At 63.9% G+C, this 18,738-nt stretch carries 14 protein-coding genes and 1 pseudogene; all 15 read right to left on the bottom strand.

Annotated elements, in window-relative coordinates; translation table 11 throughout:
• Window positions 1-19 precede the first annotated feature (19 nt).
• A complete protein-coding gene (locus M2395_RS30545; protein ID WP_015633991.1) occupies window positions 20-697 on the bottom strand; it encodes a hypothetical protein in 678 nt (225 codons plus the stop codon).
• A 3-nt stretch (window positions 698-700) separates the two neighbouring features.
• Window positions 701-1,609, bottom strand: a complete 909-nt coding sequence (locus M2395_RS30540) for a hypothetical protein (protein ID WP_123431183.1) — start codon at window positions 1,607-1,609, stop codon at window positions 701-703.
• Window positions 1,610-1,647: 38 nt separating this feature from the next.
• Window positions 1,648-2,244 (bottom strand): MarC family protein, encoded by a 597-nt coding sequence (locus tag M2395_RS30535; protein ID WP_011059033.1) that lies wholly within the window; start codon window positions 2,242-2,244, stop codon window positions 1,648-1,650.
• 64 nt (window positions 2,245-2,308) lie between these two features.
• Window positions 2,309-5,095 (bottom strand): hybrid sensor histidine kinase/response regulator, encoded by a 2,787-nt coding sequence (locus tag M2395_RS30530; RefSeq protein WP_041115707.1) that lies wholly within the window; start codon window positions 5,093-5,095, stop codon window positions 2,309-2,311.
• 98 nt (window positions 5,096-5,193) lie between these two features.
• On the bottom strand, window positions 5,194-6,483 hold the full coding sequence (gene purD, locus M2395_RS30525) for a phosphoribosylamine--glycine ligase (RefSeq protein ID WP_041115709.1): 1,290 nt from the start codon (window positions 6,481-6,483) through the stop codon (window positions 5,194-5,196).
• 189 nt (window positions 6,484-6,672) lie between these two features.
• The gene (gene purH, locus M2395_RS30520) at window positions 6,673-8,280 is read right to left on the bottom strand and encodes a bifunctional phosphoribosylaminoimidazolecarboxamide formyltransferase/IMP cyclohydrolase (protein WP_077933280.1); all 1,608 of its coding nucleotides are present in this window, start codon (window positions 8,278-8,280) and stop codon (window positions 6,673-6,675) included.
• An 82-nt stretch (window positions 8,281-8,362) separates the two neighbouring features.
• Entirely contained in the window at window positions 8,363-8,683 is a 321-nt protein-coding gene (fis, locus tag M2395_RS30515; protein ID WP_003186237.1) for a DNA-binding transcriptional regulator Fis, read from the bottom strand.
• Window positions 8,680-9,693: a tRNA dihydrouridine synthase DusB gene (gene dusB, locus M2395_RS30510; protein WP_011059037.1), complete on the bottom strand. Its 1,014-nt coding sequence runs from the start codon at window positions 9,691-9,693 to the stop codon at window positions 8,680-8,682. The genes fis and dusB overlap by 4 nt, the downstream gene beginning before the upstream one ends.
• Before the next feature lie 195 nt (window positions 9,694-9,888).
• Window positions 9,889-11,193: a DUF3426 domain-containing protein gene (locus M2395_RS30505; protein ID WP_123431182.1), complete on the bottom strand. Its 1,305-nt coding sequence runs from the start codon at window positions 11,191-11,193 to the stop codon at window positions 9,889-9,891.
• A 30-nt stretch (window positions 11,194-11,223) separates the two neighbouring features.
• Window positions 11,224-12,102 carry a 50S ribosomal protein L11 methyltransferase gene (prmA, locus tag M2395_RS30500; RefSeq protein ID WP_011059039.1) on the bottom strand — a complete coding sequence of 293 codons (879 nt, stop codon included), beginning with the start codon at window positions 12,100-12,102 and terminating at the stop codon, window positions 11,224-11,226.
• 226 nt (window positions 12,103-12,328) lie between these two features.
• Window positions 12,329-13,690, bottom strand: a complete 1,362-nt coding sequence (gene accC / locus M2395_RS30495; RefSeq protein ID WP_015633996.1) for an acetyl-CoA carboxylase biotin carboxylase subunit — start codon at window positions 13,688-13,690, stop codon at window positions 12,329-12,331.
• 17 nt (window positions 13,691-13,707) lie between these two features.
• Window positions 13,708-14,169: an acetyl-CoA carboxylase biotin carboxyl carrier protein gene (accB, locus tag M2395_RS30490; RefSeq protein ID WP_015633997.1), complete on the bottom strand. Its 462-nt coding sequence runs from the start codon at window positions 14,167-14,169 to the stop codon at window positions 13,708-13,710.
• 48 nt (window positions 14,170-14,217) lie between these two features.
• Window positions 14,218-14,670, bottom strand: coding sequence for a type II 3-dehydroquinate dehydratase (gene aroQ, locus M2395_RS30485; protein ID WP_011059042.1), 453 nt, complete (start codon window positions 14,668-14,670; stop codon window positions 14,218-14,220).
• A 230-nt stretch (window positions 14,671-14,900) separates the two neighbouring features.
• Window positions 14,901-15,416, bottom strand: a pseudogene (locus M2395_RS32005) (methyl-accepting chemotaxis protein); the annotation flags it as partial.
• Window positions 15,417-16,915: 1,499 nt separating this feature from the next.
• Entirely contained in the window at window positions 16,916-18,583 is a 1,668-nt protein-coding gene (gene gcbA, locus M2395_RS30475; RefSeq protein ID WP_015634000.1) for a diguanylate cyclase GcbA, read from the bottom strand.
• Between the last annotated feature and the right edge of the window lie 155 nt (window positions 18,584-18,738).

The following is an 18,738-nucleotide window of genomic DNA, read 5'->3' as shown; positions in this document are numbered from 1 at the left end:
TCCTGCTGGAAGGGGGGGTCTACAGGTTCGAGACCTGGCGAAAACCGGAGTTGTAGGCGCATTGCCCGGCGTACTCGGGGCGTGCATCACAGGCCTTGAGGCAACCCTGGACGCCCTTGGGAAAGCGCGCCTCCACCGACATCGCGAAACCGTAGGTCGGCGTGGTCACCGCAAAGCTGCTGTTGCAGGCCACTTGCGTGCTGTAGGTGAAGGTCATGGCCTCGCGCCGGTCGTTGTGGGCGAAGGCCACCTCGAAGCTGTCGAGGCTGTTCCAGCCCGACAGCGGCAGCACTACAAAACGGTAGCGGGTGCTGTCCAGGCGTTGGCCGATGACCCGCAGGTTCTTGCTCGATGAGTCGGCCTTGGGCGAAGGGTAGGGCAGGGCCAGCAGCGCCCGCGGGTCACCCACCACGCCCAGTTCGAAGCCGATACCTTTTTGGTAGAAGGGTATCTCCAGGGCCGGTGCGCCCTCGATCTTCACGTACTGGCTGGATGCATAGGGGCCGCGGGTTTCAGGCTTGTAGTCCGGCGCTTTGGCGAAGCTGACTTCAAGCTCCAGCACCGCGTCTGAGGCCTTGGCGTGCTCGGTGCGTATATCGCTGGGTTGCTCGCTGCCATGGCTGGCGCAACCGGCCAGCACCATGGCCGTAGTCAGTTGCAGCAGCTGTCGGGCGGGCCATGGACGTAGAACGGTCATCACTCAATGCTCCTTCTTCAGCGGGCTGGAGTTCAGGCCCAGCCCCTTGAGCTGCCAGCTTCCCTGCACCTGCTGCCAGCTGAACTGGCGGCCGACCCAGTCCACCTGCAAGGCGTGATGCAGGCGGCTCTGGTCAATGCGCCGGCCTTCGTCCAGGGCCTTTCGCGCGCGGTCGCCGGCTTGGTTGAACAGGGGCCAGAGCTGGCTCAGGTTCAGCTCCTTGCTGATCGGCAACTGGGCATACACGCCCTGCTCCGCCGAACTGAGCAGCAGCCCTTCCTTGCCGAGGAACGCAGCACTGCTGTTGTCCGGCGACACCGACACCAGCATGGCGTAGTGGGAGAACCCCCAGCCGGGCAGCCGCTCGTCGAACCACAGCACTTGCCCGGTGGAGGGCACCAGGGCCCGCGCGCCCTCGGGAAACAGCAGCAGGTCGCTGCGTCCGGGTTGCGGCTGGCCCCAGTCGGGTTCGCTCTTGCTCTTGACCGGGCTGAGGATGCGGGCCAGGGGCGTGTCGTTCTGCACGGCGATCAGCACCGTGCCGACGCCCATCCATTCGATGGTGGTGGCCAGCAGTACCGGTTGCCCGCCCCGGGTCGCCCCGGTGGGTTTTACCTCGGTGATCTGCCAGGCGTTCAGCGGCCGATAGAGCTGGCCCTTGTAGGTGATTTCCCGGGGGCTGCTGCCGTCCCGACGGTGGTACACCTTGAAGTCGCCAAAGCGCTCAATGGATTCACTGGTCTTGTTCAGCCAGGCCTCGAGCTTGGCCTGGGGCGATTCGCCAGCCAGTGCCGGGAGGGGCATGAGCAGGAGCCCGGCCAGCAGGCAGGCCAGGCCGCGCCCGATCTGCGCAAGGCACAGGGCGCGCGCGGCGACGGGGCCCGTGCCAGTGGGTCGTTGAAGAGTCTGCATTCCGTTGCCTGTCGCTTGATTGGAGGGTGGCCGGGGCCCTAAGGGACCAGGTAGCCCCTGACCCCGGTGAAGATGATCTGCGCCGCCAGGGCGCAGACGAACAGCCCCATCAACCGGCTGACTATCTGCAAGCCCTGGTCGCCGAGGATGCGTTCGATGCGGTTGGACAGGTACAGCACCACCCCGACGGTGAGGCTGGCCAGGGCGATGCTGAGGATGGCGGTGAGCTTGTCGTCCCAGTGCGGCTGGCTGACGCCCATTACCAGCAGGGCGCCGATGGTGCCCGGGCCCACGGTCAGGGGAATGGTCAGCGGGACTATGGTCACGTCCTGCTGCACGTTGTCGGTCTGCACCGCCGATTTGCCCTGGGCCATGCCCAGGGCAGAGATGAACAGCACGCTGCCGGCGCCGATGCGGAAAGCGTCCACGGTGATGCCGAACACGCCGAAGATCACCCGGCCGAACAGGTACAGCAGGATGCTGGAGACCAGGGTCGCCAGGGCCACTTTCCAGGCCAGGCGCCGGCGCTCCTTGAGCGAATAGCCGCGGGTCAGGCTGATGAAGCACGAGAGCACGAAGAAGGGGCTGTAGAGCACCAGCATCTTCAGGTAAACGCTGAACAGCACGTGGAGCATGGTGGGAGCTCACGACTAAAGGAGGGCGAGCGAGAGTTTAACAGGCGCCGCAGAGCCTGTCGGCTCAACTGGTGTGCGCGGTGCTGCGCTCGCGCAGGTCGCGCTGGGTCACCCAGTGTTCCACCAGTTCCCGCAGTTGCGAGAGCTCCACGGGCTTAGCCATGTGCCCATCCATGCCGGCCTGGCGCGCGCGCTCCTTGTGCTCGGCGAGGATGTGCGCGGTGAGCGCCACCACCGGGGTACGCACCCGCTGGTTGCCGACTTCCCAGGCGCGCAGTTGCTGGGTGGCGGAGAAGCCGTCGAGCACCGGCATTTCGCAGTCCATCAGTACCAAGTCGTAGCGGTTGGCTTTCATTGCCTGCAAGGCTTCCTCGCCGTTGCTGGCGGTATCGGGCTGCAGGTTGAGCTTGCCGAGCATGCCGCGGATGACCTTGGTGGAAATACTGTTGTCCTCGGCCACCAGGATGCGGAAGTCGCTGGGCACGGTGACTGGCGCCGGGGCTTGGGCAGCGTGCGCCGGCTGGTTGTAGGGGGCGGCGGGGGCCTTGTCGCGCTGATTGAGTTCGTCCGCCAGGGTGGTCTTGAGGGTGTAGCCGGCCACTGGCTTGGCGAGGATGCGCTTGATCCCGGCATTGCGTGCAATCACCTTGCTCGGCGCATTGCTGATGCCGGTGAGCATGATCAGCAGGATGTCGTGGTTCAGGCTCGGGTCTTCCTTGATCTTCGCCGCCAGTTGCATGCCGGTCATGCCGGGCATGTTCTGGTCCAGCAATACCACGTCGAAGTAGTCCCGCAGGTGCGCCTTGGTGCGTAGCAGGGCCAGGGCTTCCTTGCCCGATGGTACGGCGCTGACGTTCAGGCCCCAGGCACTGCACTGCTGTACCAGCACCTTGCGGCAGGTGTCGTTGTCGTCCACCACCAGTACCCGCGCGCCCTGCAGGGGGCCGTCGAGGTCGGCGGTCGGGTGTTCCAGGCGCTCGGCATCCAGGGGCAGGGTCAGCCACAGGGTGCTGCCCTGGTTGGTGCCGCTCTTGATGCCGAACTCGCCATGCATCAGTAGGATCAGTTGACGGGCGATCACCAGCCCCAGGTTGCCCCCCAGGCGGGTGGTGGCGAGGAAGTTCTTGCTGTGCAGCTCGGTGTGCAGCAGGGCTTCGCGCTCTTCGGCCTCCATCGGCTGGCCGCTGTCCTGCACGGCGATGCGCAAGCGCGGTTTGCTGCTGCGCTCGTCGAGGGCGACGACGATCAGCACTTCGCCTTCATCGGTCTTCTTCAGGGCATTTTCCAACAGGCTCAGCAGGGCCTGGCGCAGGCGTGTCGGGTCACCGCTGATGACCCGTGGCACCTGGGGCTGGATGAAACTGATCAGCTCGACGTTCTGCTGTTCGGCCTTGGCCCGGAAGATGCTCAGGCAGTCTTCGATCAGGGCGTTGAGGTCGAACTGCACATCGTCCAGTTCGATCTGCCCGGACTCCAGCTTGGAGATGTCGAGGATCTCGTTGATCAGGGTCAGCAGCTCGTTGCCGGCACTGTGGATGGTCTGCACGTAATCGCGCTGCTTGACCGACAGCGGGGTGCCCAGCAGCAGCTCGGTCATGCCCAGCACGCCGTTCATCGGGGTGCGGATCTCGTGGCTGATCTTGGCCAGGAACTCGGCCTTGGCATTGACCTCGGCGGTGCTGGCGGCCAGGTCGCGGCTGACGCTGAAGCGGTTCTCGGTGATGTTGCGCTGGCGCTCGCCCAGGGCAATGCTCATCAGCAGCCCGGCGATGCACACCACGCTCAAGAGGGTGACGATCAGGCCTTGCGGGGCTACCAGGGTCAGCCCCAGCAGGGCCGGCAGGATCACCAGGGTGCCGAGGTTGAAGATCACCATGGCGGCGACGAACAGGCGCGCCGGGCGATAGCCCTTGTGCCAGTGATAGCCGCCGACGAACAGCATGCTCAGGCCGGCCAGGGCCACCAGACCGTAGGTGATGATGTTCAGAGGCAGGGTATCGACGAACAGCAGCAACAGGCCGAACAGGCTGATCAGCAGGATGTTGCCCAGCAGCAGGCGGTTCAGTGGATGGGCGCCCAGGGGGGCGAAAAAGCGGTAGGCGAACATCATCCCGCAGGGCGCGGTCAGCAGCAGGGCGATATAGGCCCCCGGCGTCTGCAGGGCTTCCCAGGCCGGGAGCCAGGGCCCGAACAGGTTCAGCAGCATCAGCAGGCTGAGGGTCAGCAGCCCTTCGCAGGCTGCCAGCCACAGGCTGCTGCGCGAACGGGTGTAGGCGAAGCGGGTGAGGTTGTGCAGGATCAGCATCGCCAGGCAGCCGAAGAGCAGGCCGTAGATAAGCGTCTGGCTCTGGTCGGCCGCACCCATCACCGCCGATTGCAGGGTGATGAAGGGGCGCAGCTCGTGTTCGGACACCAGGCGTACATAGACGTCCAGTGGCTTGGCGCTTTGCGGCAGCGGCAGCATGAAGTCGCTGCTGGGCAGGGGCTTTTGCGCCTGCGACTGGCCGGAGCCGGTGTTCACTTGCTCGATCAGCTTGTCGCCTTCGAGCACGTAGAGGTTCAGGTGGGACAGGTCGGGGGCGAAGATCCGCAGGATCTGCTCATGGGTTCCCGGTTGCAGCTTGAAGCGTAGCCACAGGGCGCCATCGGGCTCGGCTGCGGTGAGCTTGTCCAGCTCGATCGGGCTGAACTGGTTGGTGTAGCGCGGGGAGCGGATGTCACTGAGCTGCAGGTCGGCCTGTTCGTCGAGCAAAACCGCCCAGCCACTGCCTTGAGCGGCCAGGGCCGGGTTCAAGCAGAGCAGGGTCAGCAAGGTGACGGTGAAGCCTAGGGCAATCCTGAGCCAGCGCACGGCGAAATCCCTTCGTTGGTTGATGCCTGATTATAACTATGCGCGGCGTAATGACCGCACGGCAAGGGCGTGTGCCCTTGCCGGGGTCAACGACAGCCTTACTCCTGGCCGCGCTCGCGGGCAATGGCGCGGTAGCCGATGTCCTTGCGGTAGAAGCAGCCCTGCCAGTCGATCTCGGCCGCCAGGCGGTAGGCCTGTTGCTGAGCCGCGTCGACGCTGTCACCCATGGCGGTAGCGCACAGTACCCGGCCGCCGGAGGTCACGACCTGGCCATCCTTGAGTGCGGTACCGGCGTGGAACACCTTGCCTTCCAGTGCTGCCGCGGCGTCCAGGCCAGTGATGGCTGCGCCCTTGGCGTAGTCACCAGGATAGCCGCCTGCCGCCAGAACGATACCCAGGCTCGGGCGTGGGTCCCACTGCGCTTCGACCTTGTCCAGGGCCTGGGCCAGGGCGGCTTCCACCAGCAGCACCAGGCTCGATTGCAGGCGCAGCATCACCGGTTGGGTTTCCGGGTCGCCGAAGCGGCAGTTGAACTCGATGACTTTCGGGTTGCCGGCCTTGTCGATCATCAGCCCGGCATAGAGGAAGCCGGTGTAGACGTTGCCTTCCTCGGCCATGCCGCGCACGGTGGGCCAGATCACCAGATCCATCACCCGCTGGTGCACTTCTGAAGTGACCACCGGTGCCGGGGAGTAGGCGCCCATGCCACCGGTATTGGGGCCAGTGTCGCCGTCGCCGACGCGCTTGTGGTCCTGGCTGGTGGCCATGGGCAGCACGTTCTTGCCGTCGACCATGACGATAAAGCTGGCTTCCTCGCCGTCGAGGAACTCCTCGATCACCACGCGGGAACCGGCGTCGCCGAAGGCATTGCCGGCCAGCATGTCGCGCACCGCTTCCTCGGCTTCGGCCAGGGTCATGGCCACGATCACGCCTTTGCCGGCGGCCAGGCCGTCGGCCTTGATCACGATCGGGGCGCCTTTTTCACGCAGGTAAGCCAGGGCCGGCTCGATCTCGGTGAAATTCTGATAGTCGGCAGTAGGGATCTTGTGGCGGGCGAGGAAATCCTTGGTGAAGGCTTTCGAACCTTCCAGCTGCGCAGCACCGGCAGTCGGGCCGAAGCAGTCCAGGCCACGGGAGCGGAACAGGTCGACCACGCCAGCCACCAGCGGCACTTCCGGGCCGACGATGGTCAGGGACACATTCTTCTCGGCAAAGTCTGCAAGCTGCTCCAGGGCCAGGACGTCGATGGCGACGTTCTCGCACTTGGCCTCGATGGCGGTGCCGGCGTTGCCTGGGGCGACGAACACTTTCTGAACCCGTGGGTCCTGAGCGACTTTCCAGGCCAGAGCGTGTTCACGACCGCCGCTACCAATGATCAGTACATTCATTTCAAAAACCTCGGATGACGCTAATTCTGTTTTGGAACCTGAAGAGCTGGATGCCTCAGGAGGTTGCAATGACAGTGGTAGATGCAAGGCGGAGCCCACCTCGATGAGCGCAGTTGCCTGTTGGCAATGAGCATCATCGAGGTGGGCTCCAACGCAGCAGATGCCGGTGTCAGTGCGACCGTTGTCGTATCAGTGACGGAAGTGGCGCATGCCGGTGAACACCATGGCAATGCCCGCTTCGTCGGCAGCGGCAATCACTTCGTTGTCACGCATCGAGCCGCCGGGCTGGATCACTGCGGTGATGCCGACCTTGGCGGCGTTGTCCAGGCCGTCGCGGAACGGGAAGAACGCATCGGAGGCCATGACCGAACCGGCGACTTGCAAGCCGGCGTGCTCGGCCTTGATGGCGGCGATTCTCGCGGAGTTCACGCGGCTCATCTGGCCGGCGCCGACACCGATGGTCTGGCGGTTCTTGGCGTAGACGATGGCGTTGGACTTGACGTACTTGGCGACTTTCCAGGCGAAGATCAGGTCGTTGATCTCTTGCTCGGTCGGGGCGCGCTTGGTCACGACTTTCAGGTCATCGGCACTGATCATGCCGATGTCGCGGCTCTGCACCAGCAGGCCGCCGTTGACGCGCTTGTAATCCCAGGCCGCAGCGCGCTCAGCCGACCACTGGCCGCAGGCCAGCAGGCGCACGTTGGCCTTGGCAGCGACAATGGCGCGGGCTTCTTCGCTGACGCTCGGGGCAATGATCACTTCGACGAACTGACGCTCGACGATGGCCTTGGCGGTGGCTGCATCCAGCTCGCGGTTGAAGGCGATGATGCCGCCGAAGGCCGATTCGGTGTCGGTGGCGTAGGCCAGTTCGTACGCCTGGCGGATACCGCCTTCAGCGTCCGGGCTGACCGCCACGCCGCACGGGTTGGCGTGCTTGACGATGACGCAGGCCGGCTTGACGAAGCTCTTCACGCATTCCAGCGCGGCGTCGGTGTCGGCCACGTTGTTGTAGGACAGCTCTTTGCCTTGCAGTTGGGTCGCAGTGGCGATGCCGACTTCAGCAGGTTTGGCCTCAACATAGAACGCCGCGCTCTGGTGCGGGTTCTCGCCGTAGCGCATTTCCTGGGCCTTGATGAATTGGCTGTTGAAGGTGCGCGGGAATTCGCTGCGACCTTCTGTGCTGAGGGTTTCGGCGGCCTGGTTCACGGTGCCCATGTAGTTGGCGATCATGCCGTCGTACGCAGCGGTGTGTTCGAAGGCCTTGAGCATCAGGTCGAAGCGCTGGGCGTAAGTCAGGCCACCGGCCTTGAGGCTTTCCAGGACGCCGGCGTAGTCGCTGGCATTGACCACGATGGCCACGTCCTTATGGTTCTTGGCCGCCGAGCGGACCATGGTCGGGCCGCCGATGTCGATGTTCTCGATGGCGGTCGGCAGGTCGCAGCCTGGCTTGTTGATGGTGGCTTCGAACGGGTAGAGGTTGACCGCGACCAGGTCGATCGGCTTGATCCCGTGCTCGTTCATGATGGCGTCGTCAATGCCGCGACGGCCGAGGATACCGCCGTGGATTTTCGGGTGCAGGGTCTTCACCCGGCCATCCATCATTTCCGCGAAACCGGTGTAATCCGCGACTTCCACTGCGGACACGCCGTTGTCCTGCAGCAGTTTGAAGGTCCCGCCGGTGGAGAGGATCTCCACACCAAGGGCTTCCAGCTCCTTGGCGAATTCGAGGATCCCGGTCTTGTCGGAAACACTGATCAAGGCGCGGCGGATCGGCAGGCGGGTAGTCTGGTCGGTCATCTCAATTTCCATCAAAAGCAAAGGAGTCAGCAAAAAAGGCGACCGTTTTTTACGCGGGCGCCTTTCTGGTTTGATTGAATGCTTACAGCAAATCGTACTGCTTGAGTTTCTTGCGCAGGGTACCGCGGTTCAGACCCAGGAGTTCGCTGGCCTTGGTCTGGTTGCCCTTGACGTAGTTCATCACGCTTTCGAGCAACGGAGCCTCGACTTCGGAGAGCACCAGGTTGTACACGTCCGTGACGGCAGCGCCCTCAAGGTGGGCGAAATAATTGTGCAGCGCCTTCTCGACACTCCCGCGAAGGGTCTGGCCTTCTTCGCTGGGTGTATTGAGGTGCTGTTTCAAATTCACGTTGTCGCTCACGGGTGTTGTTCCACTCACTAAAGTCTCGGTCATCATCGTCATGCGGCCACCCCCTCTCCGTCCCCTGTTTCCAGGCTCTTGTAACGTCCGGCAAAGAACTCACGAACGTTGGCGCATTGTGCTTCCGTATCTTCCAAACGATTGAAGTGGGCGCGAAACTCCCTGGCGCCCGGCAGGGTTGCGAGATACCAGCCCACATGCTTGCGCGCAATGCGTACGCCCATGACATCTCCATAGAAGGCATGCAGCGCGGCCAGGTGCTCTAGCAGAATACGTTCCACCTCGAACAGCTCCGGTGCCGGGAGGGTTTCACCGGTACTGAGGAAGTGTTCGATCTCACGAAAAATCCATGGCCGCCCCTGGGCGGCCCGGCCGATCAACAGCCCGTCGGCGCCGGTGGCGTGCAACACCCGCCGGGCCTTTTCCGGCGAGTCGATATCGCCATTGGCAAAGACCGGGATCGACACCGCCTGCTTGATCGCGGCAATGGTGTCGTACTCGGCTTCACCGGTGTACAGGTCGGCCCGGGTCCGACCATGGACCGCCAGTGCCGTGATGCCGGCCTGCTCGGCGATCTTCGCCACCGTCAGGCCGTTCTTGTTCTCCCGGTCCCAGCCGGTGCGGATCTTCAGGGTGACCGGTACATCCACAGCGGCCACTACTGCCTGGAGAATCTCGTTGACCAGGGCTTCGTCCTTCAGCAACGCGGAGCCGGCGGCCTTATTGCAGACCTTCTTGGCCGGGCAACCCATGTTGATATCAATAATCTGTGCGCCCAACTCGACGTTGGCGCGGGCGGCGTCTGCCAGCATCTGTGCATCACCCCCGGCAATCTGCACCGAGCGGGGCTCGGGATCGCCTTCGTGGATCATGCGCAACCGCGATTTGCGGCTGTTCCACAAGCTCATGTCGCTGGTGACCATTTCCGAGACTACAAGGCCCGCGCCCAATTGCTTGCAAAGCTGACGAAAGGGCTGGTCTGTAACCCCCGCCATCGGGGCGAGAATCAAACCGTTGTGCACTGTATATGGGCCGATGCGTACCGCCGACATAGGACTTCCCTGTTGTGGGGCCGGATCATGAGAGTTCGAAAAAGGGTTGGCATGATACCCGCTCTCGATGACCGGATAAAGGCTGAATTGGATAAAATCTGAACAGTTCTTCTGTAACGTCCTGGGAGCAATCCAGGCGAAACAGTCATAAAACTGTCGTTAATCCAGAGTCGTCCGTGAACTTGTGCAGCCGATTCACTCAGGCGAGTGGAAACTCAGACTGTAGTTCACCGCTTTCGGACCGGGGTCAAGAATATCCAGGGCGATGTGAATCGGGGTCTGCGGCGGCATTTCCGCCGCATCCTGCAAGTCACCGCCCAGGTATTCCCCGGGCTTGAAGCTGCGGCTGGCGATCAGGTGGCCGTTGAGGTCGGCGAAGCGCAGCTCAAGCAGCGGGAAGGGTTGGGAGAAGGGCGCGCGGTTATAGATGATGGCGTCCACCACCAGGGCGCCGCTGAATTCCGGATGGCTGCGTACCACCAGGTTGCTGCTCTTGATCCGGGCGATGTCGACCCGGGAAGGTACCGTGCAGCCGAATTCCGGGCACAGTTGCTGGAACCAGGGACGGTACTGGTCCTGGCGGGCCAGCTCATCAAAGTGATAGGCGACGTATTGTCCCATCAGGCCGCCGGCGGCCAGCAGGATCAGCAGCAGCCAGAGCAGGCGCTTGCCCCAGGGCGAGCGGCGCTTCTGCCAGTCGAGGTGGAGCGGGTCGTCCACCAGGTCCAGCAGCACCTCTTCCTTGACCCCGGGCTCGTTGCGCTCGCGGCGCTTCTTGCCGGAGACGGCGGGCTCGTCGTCCTGGTCTTCCGGGTTGGCAGGCGAGTGAGGTTCCAGGTCATCGTCCAGGCGCAACCTGGGCGCCTGGGGTTCGTCGTCCAGGTCCGCGAGGTTGAACGACAGCGACGGTTCGGTGCGGCTGGGCTTGGGTGGTTCGACGCTGGGTTCGGCGTCGTCCGGTTGCACCTTGGGGGGCGAAGGCTCGCTGTCGTCCCGTTCGGCGGCGCTGCCGAACAGTCCGTCCGGCCAGTGCGCCTCGTCGGCGTCCTGGGTGTCGCGCCGGGCGCTGAGGCTGCCTTCCTTGTGCTCGCGTTCCAGGCCAAAGGCCTTGGCTGGCTGGATTTCGCGCTGTTCGAGCTTGGCCAGTTCCTCATCGAGGTCCAGGTGATCCAGGTCCATCTCGGCGGCCGACCATTGCTTCTGGCTGATGGCGCGCTGAGGAGCGGCAGGGGCCGCGGGGGGTGGCAGATCCGGCTCGGGTGCCGCCGGTGCCGGCGCCACGGTCGCTGCGGGAGCAGCCGGTGGCGCTACGGGTTTGGCAGCGGCTTTCGAGGTGGCAGCTTCCTTGGCCGCGCGCTGCTCGAGCAACTGCCGTGCGGCGTTGAACACCTGCAGGCAGGAGCCACAGCGAACCACTCCACGGGCCACGCTCAACTGGGCGTGGCTGACGCGGAAGCGGGTTTGGCAATGCGGGCACTGGGTGACGAAACTGTCGGTCATGCGGCCATCCGGATTATGCAGGCGGCCATTCTAGCGCCGACGGCCGGTGATGCGCACCCAGCCATCAAGGGTGGCGATCGGGTCCAGATCGAAGTCCTGGGCATAAGCCGCGGCGACTTCCTCGCCCTGTTCGGCAAGGATGCCGGAAAGCGCCAGGCGCCCGCCGGACTTGACCAGCCCCGAAAGCTGCGGCGCCAGGGCCACCAGTGGCCCGGCCAGGATGTTGGCCACCAGTACATCGGCCTGCACCTGGGGCAGTTGCTCGGGCAGGTAGAGCGGGAACAGCTCGTCGGCAATGCCGTTGCGCCCGGCGTTGTCACGGGAGGCTTCCAGGGCTTGCACGTCGATATCGGTGCCCACCGCCTGTTTGGCGCCCAGCAACAGGGCGGCAATGGCCAGGATCCCCGAGCCGCAGCCGAAGTCCAGCACGTTGCAGTCCTTCAGGTCCTGGCCGTCCAGCCATTCCAGGCACAGGGCGGTGGTCGGGTGGGTGCCGGTGCCGAAGGCCAGGCCCGGGTCCAGCAGCAGGTTCACGGCCTCGGGCTCCGGCGCGGCGTGCCAGCTGGGAACGATCCACAGGCGCTGGCCGAAACGCATGGGCTGGAAGTTGTCCATCCAGCTGCGCTCCCAATCCTGGTCTTCGATGACTTCGCTGTGATGCTCGGGCAGCGGGCCGCCGGTCAGCAGTTCCATGTGGGCGAGTACGCTGGCGGCTTCGGTGCCGCCCTCGAACAGGGCCAGCAGATGGGTGTGGGACCAGAGCGGGGTGGTGTTCAGTTCAGGTTCGAAGATCGGCTGATCCTCGGCGTCCATGAAGGTGACCGAGACGGCACCGACTTCAAGAAAAGCGTCTTCGTAGGTTTCGGCTTGTTCTGGGCTGATGGCGAGACGGACTTGCAGCCAAGGCATGGCGGGCACCTTTGAAAATATGTGATGTGCAGCCTAGTGGGCCGCGAGAAGCGCGCAAGTTTACGCGAGACGCCCCTTGGGAGCGAGGGGGATGCCCTGTGCTTGGTCGCAAGGACGGTTGATCAGGGAATGGCCGCTGCGCGGTTCGCGAGCAGGCTCGCTCCTGCAGGGCGGCGGATACGACAAGGCCGCTCGAAAGCGGCCTTGTCGGTGTGGCGGGTGCCGATCAGTGTTGCTCGGCCAGCTTGTGCTCGAGGTAGTGAATGTTCACGCCCCCTTTGCAGAAGCCTTCGTCACGGGTCAGGTCGCGGTGCAGCGGGATGTTGGTCTTGATCCCGTCGACGACGATTTCGTCCAGCGCATTGCGCATGCGCGCCATGGCTTCGTCACGGGTGGCCCCGTAGGTGATCAGCTTGCCGATCAACGAATCGTAGTTCGGTGGAACCGCGTAACCGCTGTACAGGTGCGAGTCGACGCGCACGCCGTTGCCGCCCGGGGCATGGAAATGCTTGACCGTGCCTGGGCTTGGCATGAAGGTTTTCGGGTCTTCGGCGTTGATCCGGCATTCCAGCGCGTGGCCGCGGATCACGACGTCGTCCTGGGTGAACGACAGCTTGTTGCCGGCGGCAATGCTGAGCATTTCCTTGACGATGTCGATACCGGTCACCATTTCCGATACCGGGTGCTCTACCTGCACGCGAGTGTTCATCTCGATGAAGTAGAAGCGGCCGTTCTCGTAGAGGAACTCGAACGTGCCGGCGCCACGGTAGCCGATGTCGATGCACGCCTTGACGCAGCGGGCGAAGACTTCCTGGCGGGCGGTCTCGTCGATGCCCGGTGCCGGCGCTTCTTCGAGGACCTTCTGGTGACGACGCTGCAGCGAGCAGTCGCGGTCACCCAGGTGGATGGCGTTGCCCTGGCCGTCGGACAGCACCTGGACTTCCACGTGACGTGGGTTGGTCAGGAACTTTTCCAGGTAGACCATCGGGTTGCCGAACGCCGCGCCGGCTTCGGAGCGGGTCAGCTTCGCCGAGGCGATCAGGTCTTCTTCCTTGTGCACCACGCGCATGCCGCGACCACCACCGCCACCGGCGGCCTTGATGATCACCGGGTAGCCGACTTCACGGCCGATGCGCAGGGCGGTTTCCTCGTCTTCCGGCAGCGGGCCGTCGGAACCTGGAACCGTCGGTACGCCGGCAGCGATCATGGCGTGCTTGGCGGAAACCTTGTCGCCCATCAGGCGGATGGTCTCGGCTTTCGGGCCGATGAAGGCGAAGCCGGAGTTTTCCACCTGTTCGGCGAAGTCGGCGTTTTCCGCGAGGAAGCCGTAGCCAGGGTGGATCGCCGTGGCGCCAGTGACTTCAGCGGCCGCGATGATGGCCGGGATGTGCAGGTAGGACTGCGCGGCTTGCGCAGGGCCGATGCATACCGATTCGTCTGCCAGGCCCAGGTGCATCAGCTCCTTGTCGGCCTTGGAGTAGACGGCTACGGTCTTGATCCCCATTTCCTTGCAGGCACGCAGGATCCGCAGGGCGATTTCGCCGCGGTTGGCGATCAGGACTTTTTCCAACTTCGCAGGCTTCAACATCAAAGACTCTCCGCGGTTCAAACGATGGTGAACAGCGGTTGGTCGTACTCAACCGGCTGGCCGTCTTCGACAAGAATGGACTCGATCACACCGCTGGTTTCAGCTTCGATGTGGTTCATCATCTTCATCGCTTCGACGATGCACAGGGTGTCGCCCTTCTTCACGCTCTGGCCGACTTCAACGAAGGCTGGCGAGGTAGGCGAAGACTTGCGGTAGAAAGTGCCGACCATTGGCGAACGGGCCACGGTGCCGTTCAGCGCGGGTGCGGCCGGTGCTGCAGGAGCGGCGGCAGCAGCAGGAGCGGCAGCGGCAGGCGCAGCCACTGGAGCGGCAACCGGAGCCGGTGCGTAGTACTGCTGGGCTGGAGTCTTGCTGTGGCGGCTGATGCGTACGGACTCTTCGCCTTCCTTGATCTCCAGCTCGTCGATGCCGGACTCTTCCAGCAGTTCGATCAGTTTCTTAACTTTACGGATATCCATGAATCATCAACTCCCAAGGGTCGGTCAGGGGCGTTTATCGCTTGTCGTTCAAGCGTTTGCCTGACGTTCAAGCTGTTCTAGGGCGGCCTCCAGGGCCAGTCGGTAACCGCTGGCGCCAAGGCCGCAGATCACTCCCACCGCAACATCGGAGAAGTAGGAGTGATGACGGAAAGGTTCGCGTTTGTGCACGTTGGACAAATGCACTTCGATGAATGGGATGCTCACCGCCAGCAGCGCGTCACGTAATGCGACGCTTGTATGCGTAAAAGCTGCTGGATTGATCAAAATGAAATCCACGCCTTCATCGCGGGCGGCATGGATGCGCTCGATCAATTCGTACTCGGCATTGCTCTGCAGGTACTGCAGATGGTGCCCGGCATCACGGGCCCGTTGCTCCAGGTCCTGGTTGATCTGGGCCAGGGTAGTTGCACCGTAGACCCCCGGTTCACGGGTGCCGAGCAGGTTCAGGTTGGGTCCGTGAAGAACCAGTAGGGTGGCCATCGGTTGTTCCTTGTTATCGGGGGCTGTTGTCAGAACCCGGCGACTATGCCGGAAAGACTTTATGACTGTCCAGTTCTCTGCAATAGCCAGCACGATGACCGATGTTTGCGCAAAATATGTGACCGACAGATTAAATCCGGTCATTTGCCCTCAAGAAGGGGGGCGTGCTTCTTGTTGCCCGTTTCGTCGCTGATGGTGGTGGGTTGTGGTTTGCGCGCCCGTTTCAGAGCCTAGACGCGGAACGCTTGGACGGCCGTATGCAATTGCCCGCCCAGGTCCAGCAGGTTTTCGCCCTGGGCCCGGCCTTCGCCGATGCGCAGCAGGTTGTCGCCGCCCAACTGGTGGATGCGTTCGCTGTGATCGCGGATTTCGCTCACCGCGCCGCTCTGCTGGGCAGTGACATCGGCGATCCGCACGGCGGTATCGGCGATGGTCTGGATCGCCCCGACGATTTCGTCCAGGGCGCCATCGGCGGCCTGGGCCTGGCCGGCGGTGGCCTCGGCGTGCTCGACCTGGGCGCGCATGCCTTGTACCGATTGCTGGGCGGCGGCCTGCAGGCCGGCGATCAGGGTCTGGATCTGCGCGGTGGCCCCGGCGGTGCGCTGGGCCAGGGAGCGTACTTCTTCGGCAACCACGGCAAAACCGCGACCCATTTCCCCGGCGCGAGCGGCTTCGATGGCGGCGTTGAGGGCCAGCAGGTTGGTCTGGTCGGCGATGGAGCGGATCACCGTCAGCACGCCGCCGATGGTGGCGGATTCCTGCGCCAGATGTTCGATCATCTGTGCGTTGCCCTGGACTTCCCCGACAAGGGCGTGCAGCCCGGTGAGGCTCAGGCCTATGACTTTCTGCCCCTGCTGCACTGCGAAGCCAGCACTGCGGCTGGCGTCGGCGGCCTGGCTGGCGTCCCCGGCGACCTGCTGGATGGTGGCCTCCAGTTCGCCCAGGGCATCGCGGATCTGTGCGGTGTCGCCGGCCTGGCGCTCGGCGCCGCTGTGCAGGCCGCTGCTCAGGTCGGCCAGGGCACGGCTGCTGCCGGCCACTTGTTCGGCGTTCTGGCGGATGGTGCCCACCAGGTCCACCAGGTAGGCCCGCAGGCGGTTCAGGGATTCCTCGATGTCATGCAGTTCGCGGTTGGTCTTGCCCAGCTGGATCGGTCGGCTGAAGTCGCCTTCGGCCCAGGTCGACAGCGCCGGGGCGAGGTTGGTCAGAACCCGGGCCAGCTTGCGCTGCAAGGTGTCGATCACCAGGGCGATCAACAGGATCAGGCCGATCATCAGCCCCTGCATCAGCCGCACTTCGCCCTGGATCTGCCCGTGCTGGGCCCGTACCGCCGGTTCCAGCTCGGCGATGGCCTGGCGCACGGCATTGATCTTCAGCAGGGTTGCGGCGCTCAGGTCGGCGCGCTTCTGGATCTGCTCGCGGGTGCGTTGCAGTTCTGCCGGATAGCGGCTGAGCAGGCTGTTGAGTTCACGCTTGAAGCCTATGCCGGCATCTTCGGCGGCGGCTTTCTCGGTGTTTTCCAGGCCCATCATGGCGGCGAAATCATCGGTGCCCGATTCGCTGCTGGCGGCCACGCCCAATAAAGGCAGGGCTTCGAGCCGATCGGCCTGGGCGCGGATGCTGTTCACTTCCCGTTCCACATCGGCGGCCAGCTCGCTGCGGCCACTGCTCACCAGCTTGTCCCGGGCCAGGGAGAGCTTGCCCAGGTGCTGGGAGGCGGTGAGCAACAAAGGCAGGTAGTTCGCCGCTTCCGCGCTCTTGGCCCCGCTGGCGTACTGGCTGAGCTGCTCCAGGTTGGCGCCCAGCTCGCGTTCGGCCTGCAACAGCAGGGCCTGGGGATCGCCTGCCAGCTTGCCGGCGGCCAGCAGGTCGGTCTTGCTGAAGTCGTCGAGGCTGGCCAGGCTCGGGCGCAGGCTTTGCGCCAGCGGTGGCGGCAGTTCGCCCAACTCGCCCTGCAGGGTTTCCAGGGCCTGGGCCGCACTGCTCAGGCGCAGGGCATCGCCGCTGGCCAGGTAGTCTTCGATATTGCGCGCCACCTGGTTCTGAAACTGCTGGGACAGCCCCAGGTAGCGCTCCATCAATAGATAGGGGCGTTCCAGGGCCCGTTGCGACCACCACAGCGTCGCCCCCAGGGCGAGGCAAACGGCAACGAGCAGCAGGGTATTGAGATTGGTCAGCAGCTTCAGGCGCATCGGGGCTCTACCAACGGCTTAAATGGTAAGCGCCTGAATTTATTGCGTTTGTATTACAAGGTTATGACCGAATCGGTGGATTCGGATGAAAAGATGGCACTTTGACTTGATCGCGCGGCCTGGACCCTATTGCGCCCGCCATGCTTGGCCCGGTACAAGGCTTCGTCGGCCTGGCTGGCCATCATCAGGCTGTCGGAATCCTCCTGCATTTCCACCACCCCGGCGCTGAAGGTGCACCACAGGTCCTGGGGCTGGGCCGGGTAGTGGATCTCGGCAAAGCGCTGGCGGATTTCGTCCAGAACCTTGCACGCGGCGTCCTGGTCGGTGTCGGGCATGACAATGGCAAACTCTTCGCCGCCGTAGCGGCCGATGAAGTCGGTCTTGCGTAGGCGCTGTTTGAGAAACAGCGCCAGGCTCTTGATCACCCGGTCGCCCATGGGGTGGCCGTGGCTGTCGTTGACCCGCTTGAAGTGGTCGATATCCAGCATGGCGAAGCTCAGCGGCTTGCCCTCGCGACGGGCGCGGAAACTGCAGTCTTCCAGCAGTTGCAGGATATGGGTGTGGTTGTACAGGCCGGTGAGGCTGTCGCGGACCATCCGCGCCTTGAGGTTGCGCGCCCGGGCCGCGCGGTTGCGCACGGTGGTGATCAGGTGCCGGGGCTTGATCGGCTTGGTGAGAAAGTCGTCGCCGCCTTCGCTCATGGCGTCCAGCTGCTTGTCCAGGTCGTCCTCGGCGGACAGGTAGATGATCGGCACGCTGACGTAGCGGTCGTTGTGGCGGATTACCTTGGCCAGCTCGGTGCCGGTGCAGGCCGGCATGTACATGTCGAGAATGATCAGGTCAGGCTGGAAGTCCGCCAGCTCGGCCATGGCCTGGATCGGTTCGATCAGGGTGCGGGTGACGATCCCGGCGCTGTTGAGCAGGCGCTCGGTGTGCAGCGCCTGGGCCCGGGAGTCGTCGATGATCAGCACCTTATAGGGTTCGTACTGGGCGACGCAGGTCAGTACTTCGATTTTTTCCAGCAGGCTGGAGGCTTCCAGGGTGCCGGTGAGGAATTCCTGGCCGCCGGCGCGCACTGCGGCCAGGCGCGTCGGGGTGTCGGTTTCATGCAGGCTGAAGAACAGCAGCGGGAGTTTCTGCTCCAGGCCGACCTGGGCCTCGGCGGCCAGGGTCAGGCCCATGCCGGCACCGCAGAAATCCACATCGATGACGATGGCCGCCGGCAGGCGTTCGACCATGGACGAACGAAAGGCCGGAATGCTGTCCAGGGACTGGGCGCTGAGGCCGAAGAATTCCAGCTGCTTGGCCAGGCGCTCGGCCCGGTCGTGGTCCTGCAGCATCACGTAGATCGGCTTGCGCAGGGGCGGCAGGAAGGTCTGTTCCAGTTGGTCGCCGTGGCGCAGCCCGGTGCGCGACAGGCGCTGCATCAGGCGGTTGAGGTCGGTGATCAGGTTGCTGCTGAGGCGGCCACGGTTGGCGTCCACCGCTTCCAGGGACTGGCTGATGCTGCGGGCCAGCTGGGTATGTTCGGGTTGTTCGAAACGTTCGGCGAAGCGCAGCAGGCGCAGGTTGGCCTCGCACAGCTCCGACATGTCGGTGGTCGACCATTCGCTACGTTGCAGACGCTGCCATATCTCAAGAATCTGACGTGCCTGATGAATTACCCGCTGGGCAAAGTGGTGCTTGAGGCGCTCACGGCTGGGGTCTTCTGGCTCGGTCATATCCTGACTACTAGTTAGGGTGCATGCTGAGATCGACTGGTGGCTCTATGCTAGCACCACTTTTGTGTCCCATGAGTGTCGTACGTCAATAATGTGCAAAGCGACGTTATTCAGTTCCTGACCGACTGGTCGCGTAGGCTCCGGACTGTGCTTCA

Origin of the sequence: Pseudomonas sp. BIGb0176, from assembly GCF_024810175.1 — a bacterium.
Lineage (GTDB): Bacteria > Pseudomonadota > Gammaproteobacteria > Pseudomonadales > Pseudomonadaceae > Aquipseudomonas > Aquipseudomonas protegens.
The sequence above is the reverse complement of the archived record's forward strand: the minus strand, read 5'-3'. Positions and strand labels throughout refer to the sequence as shown.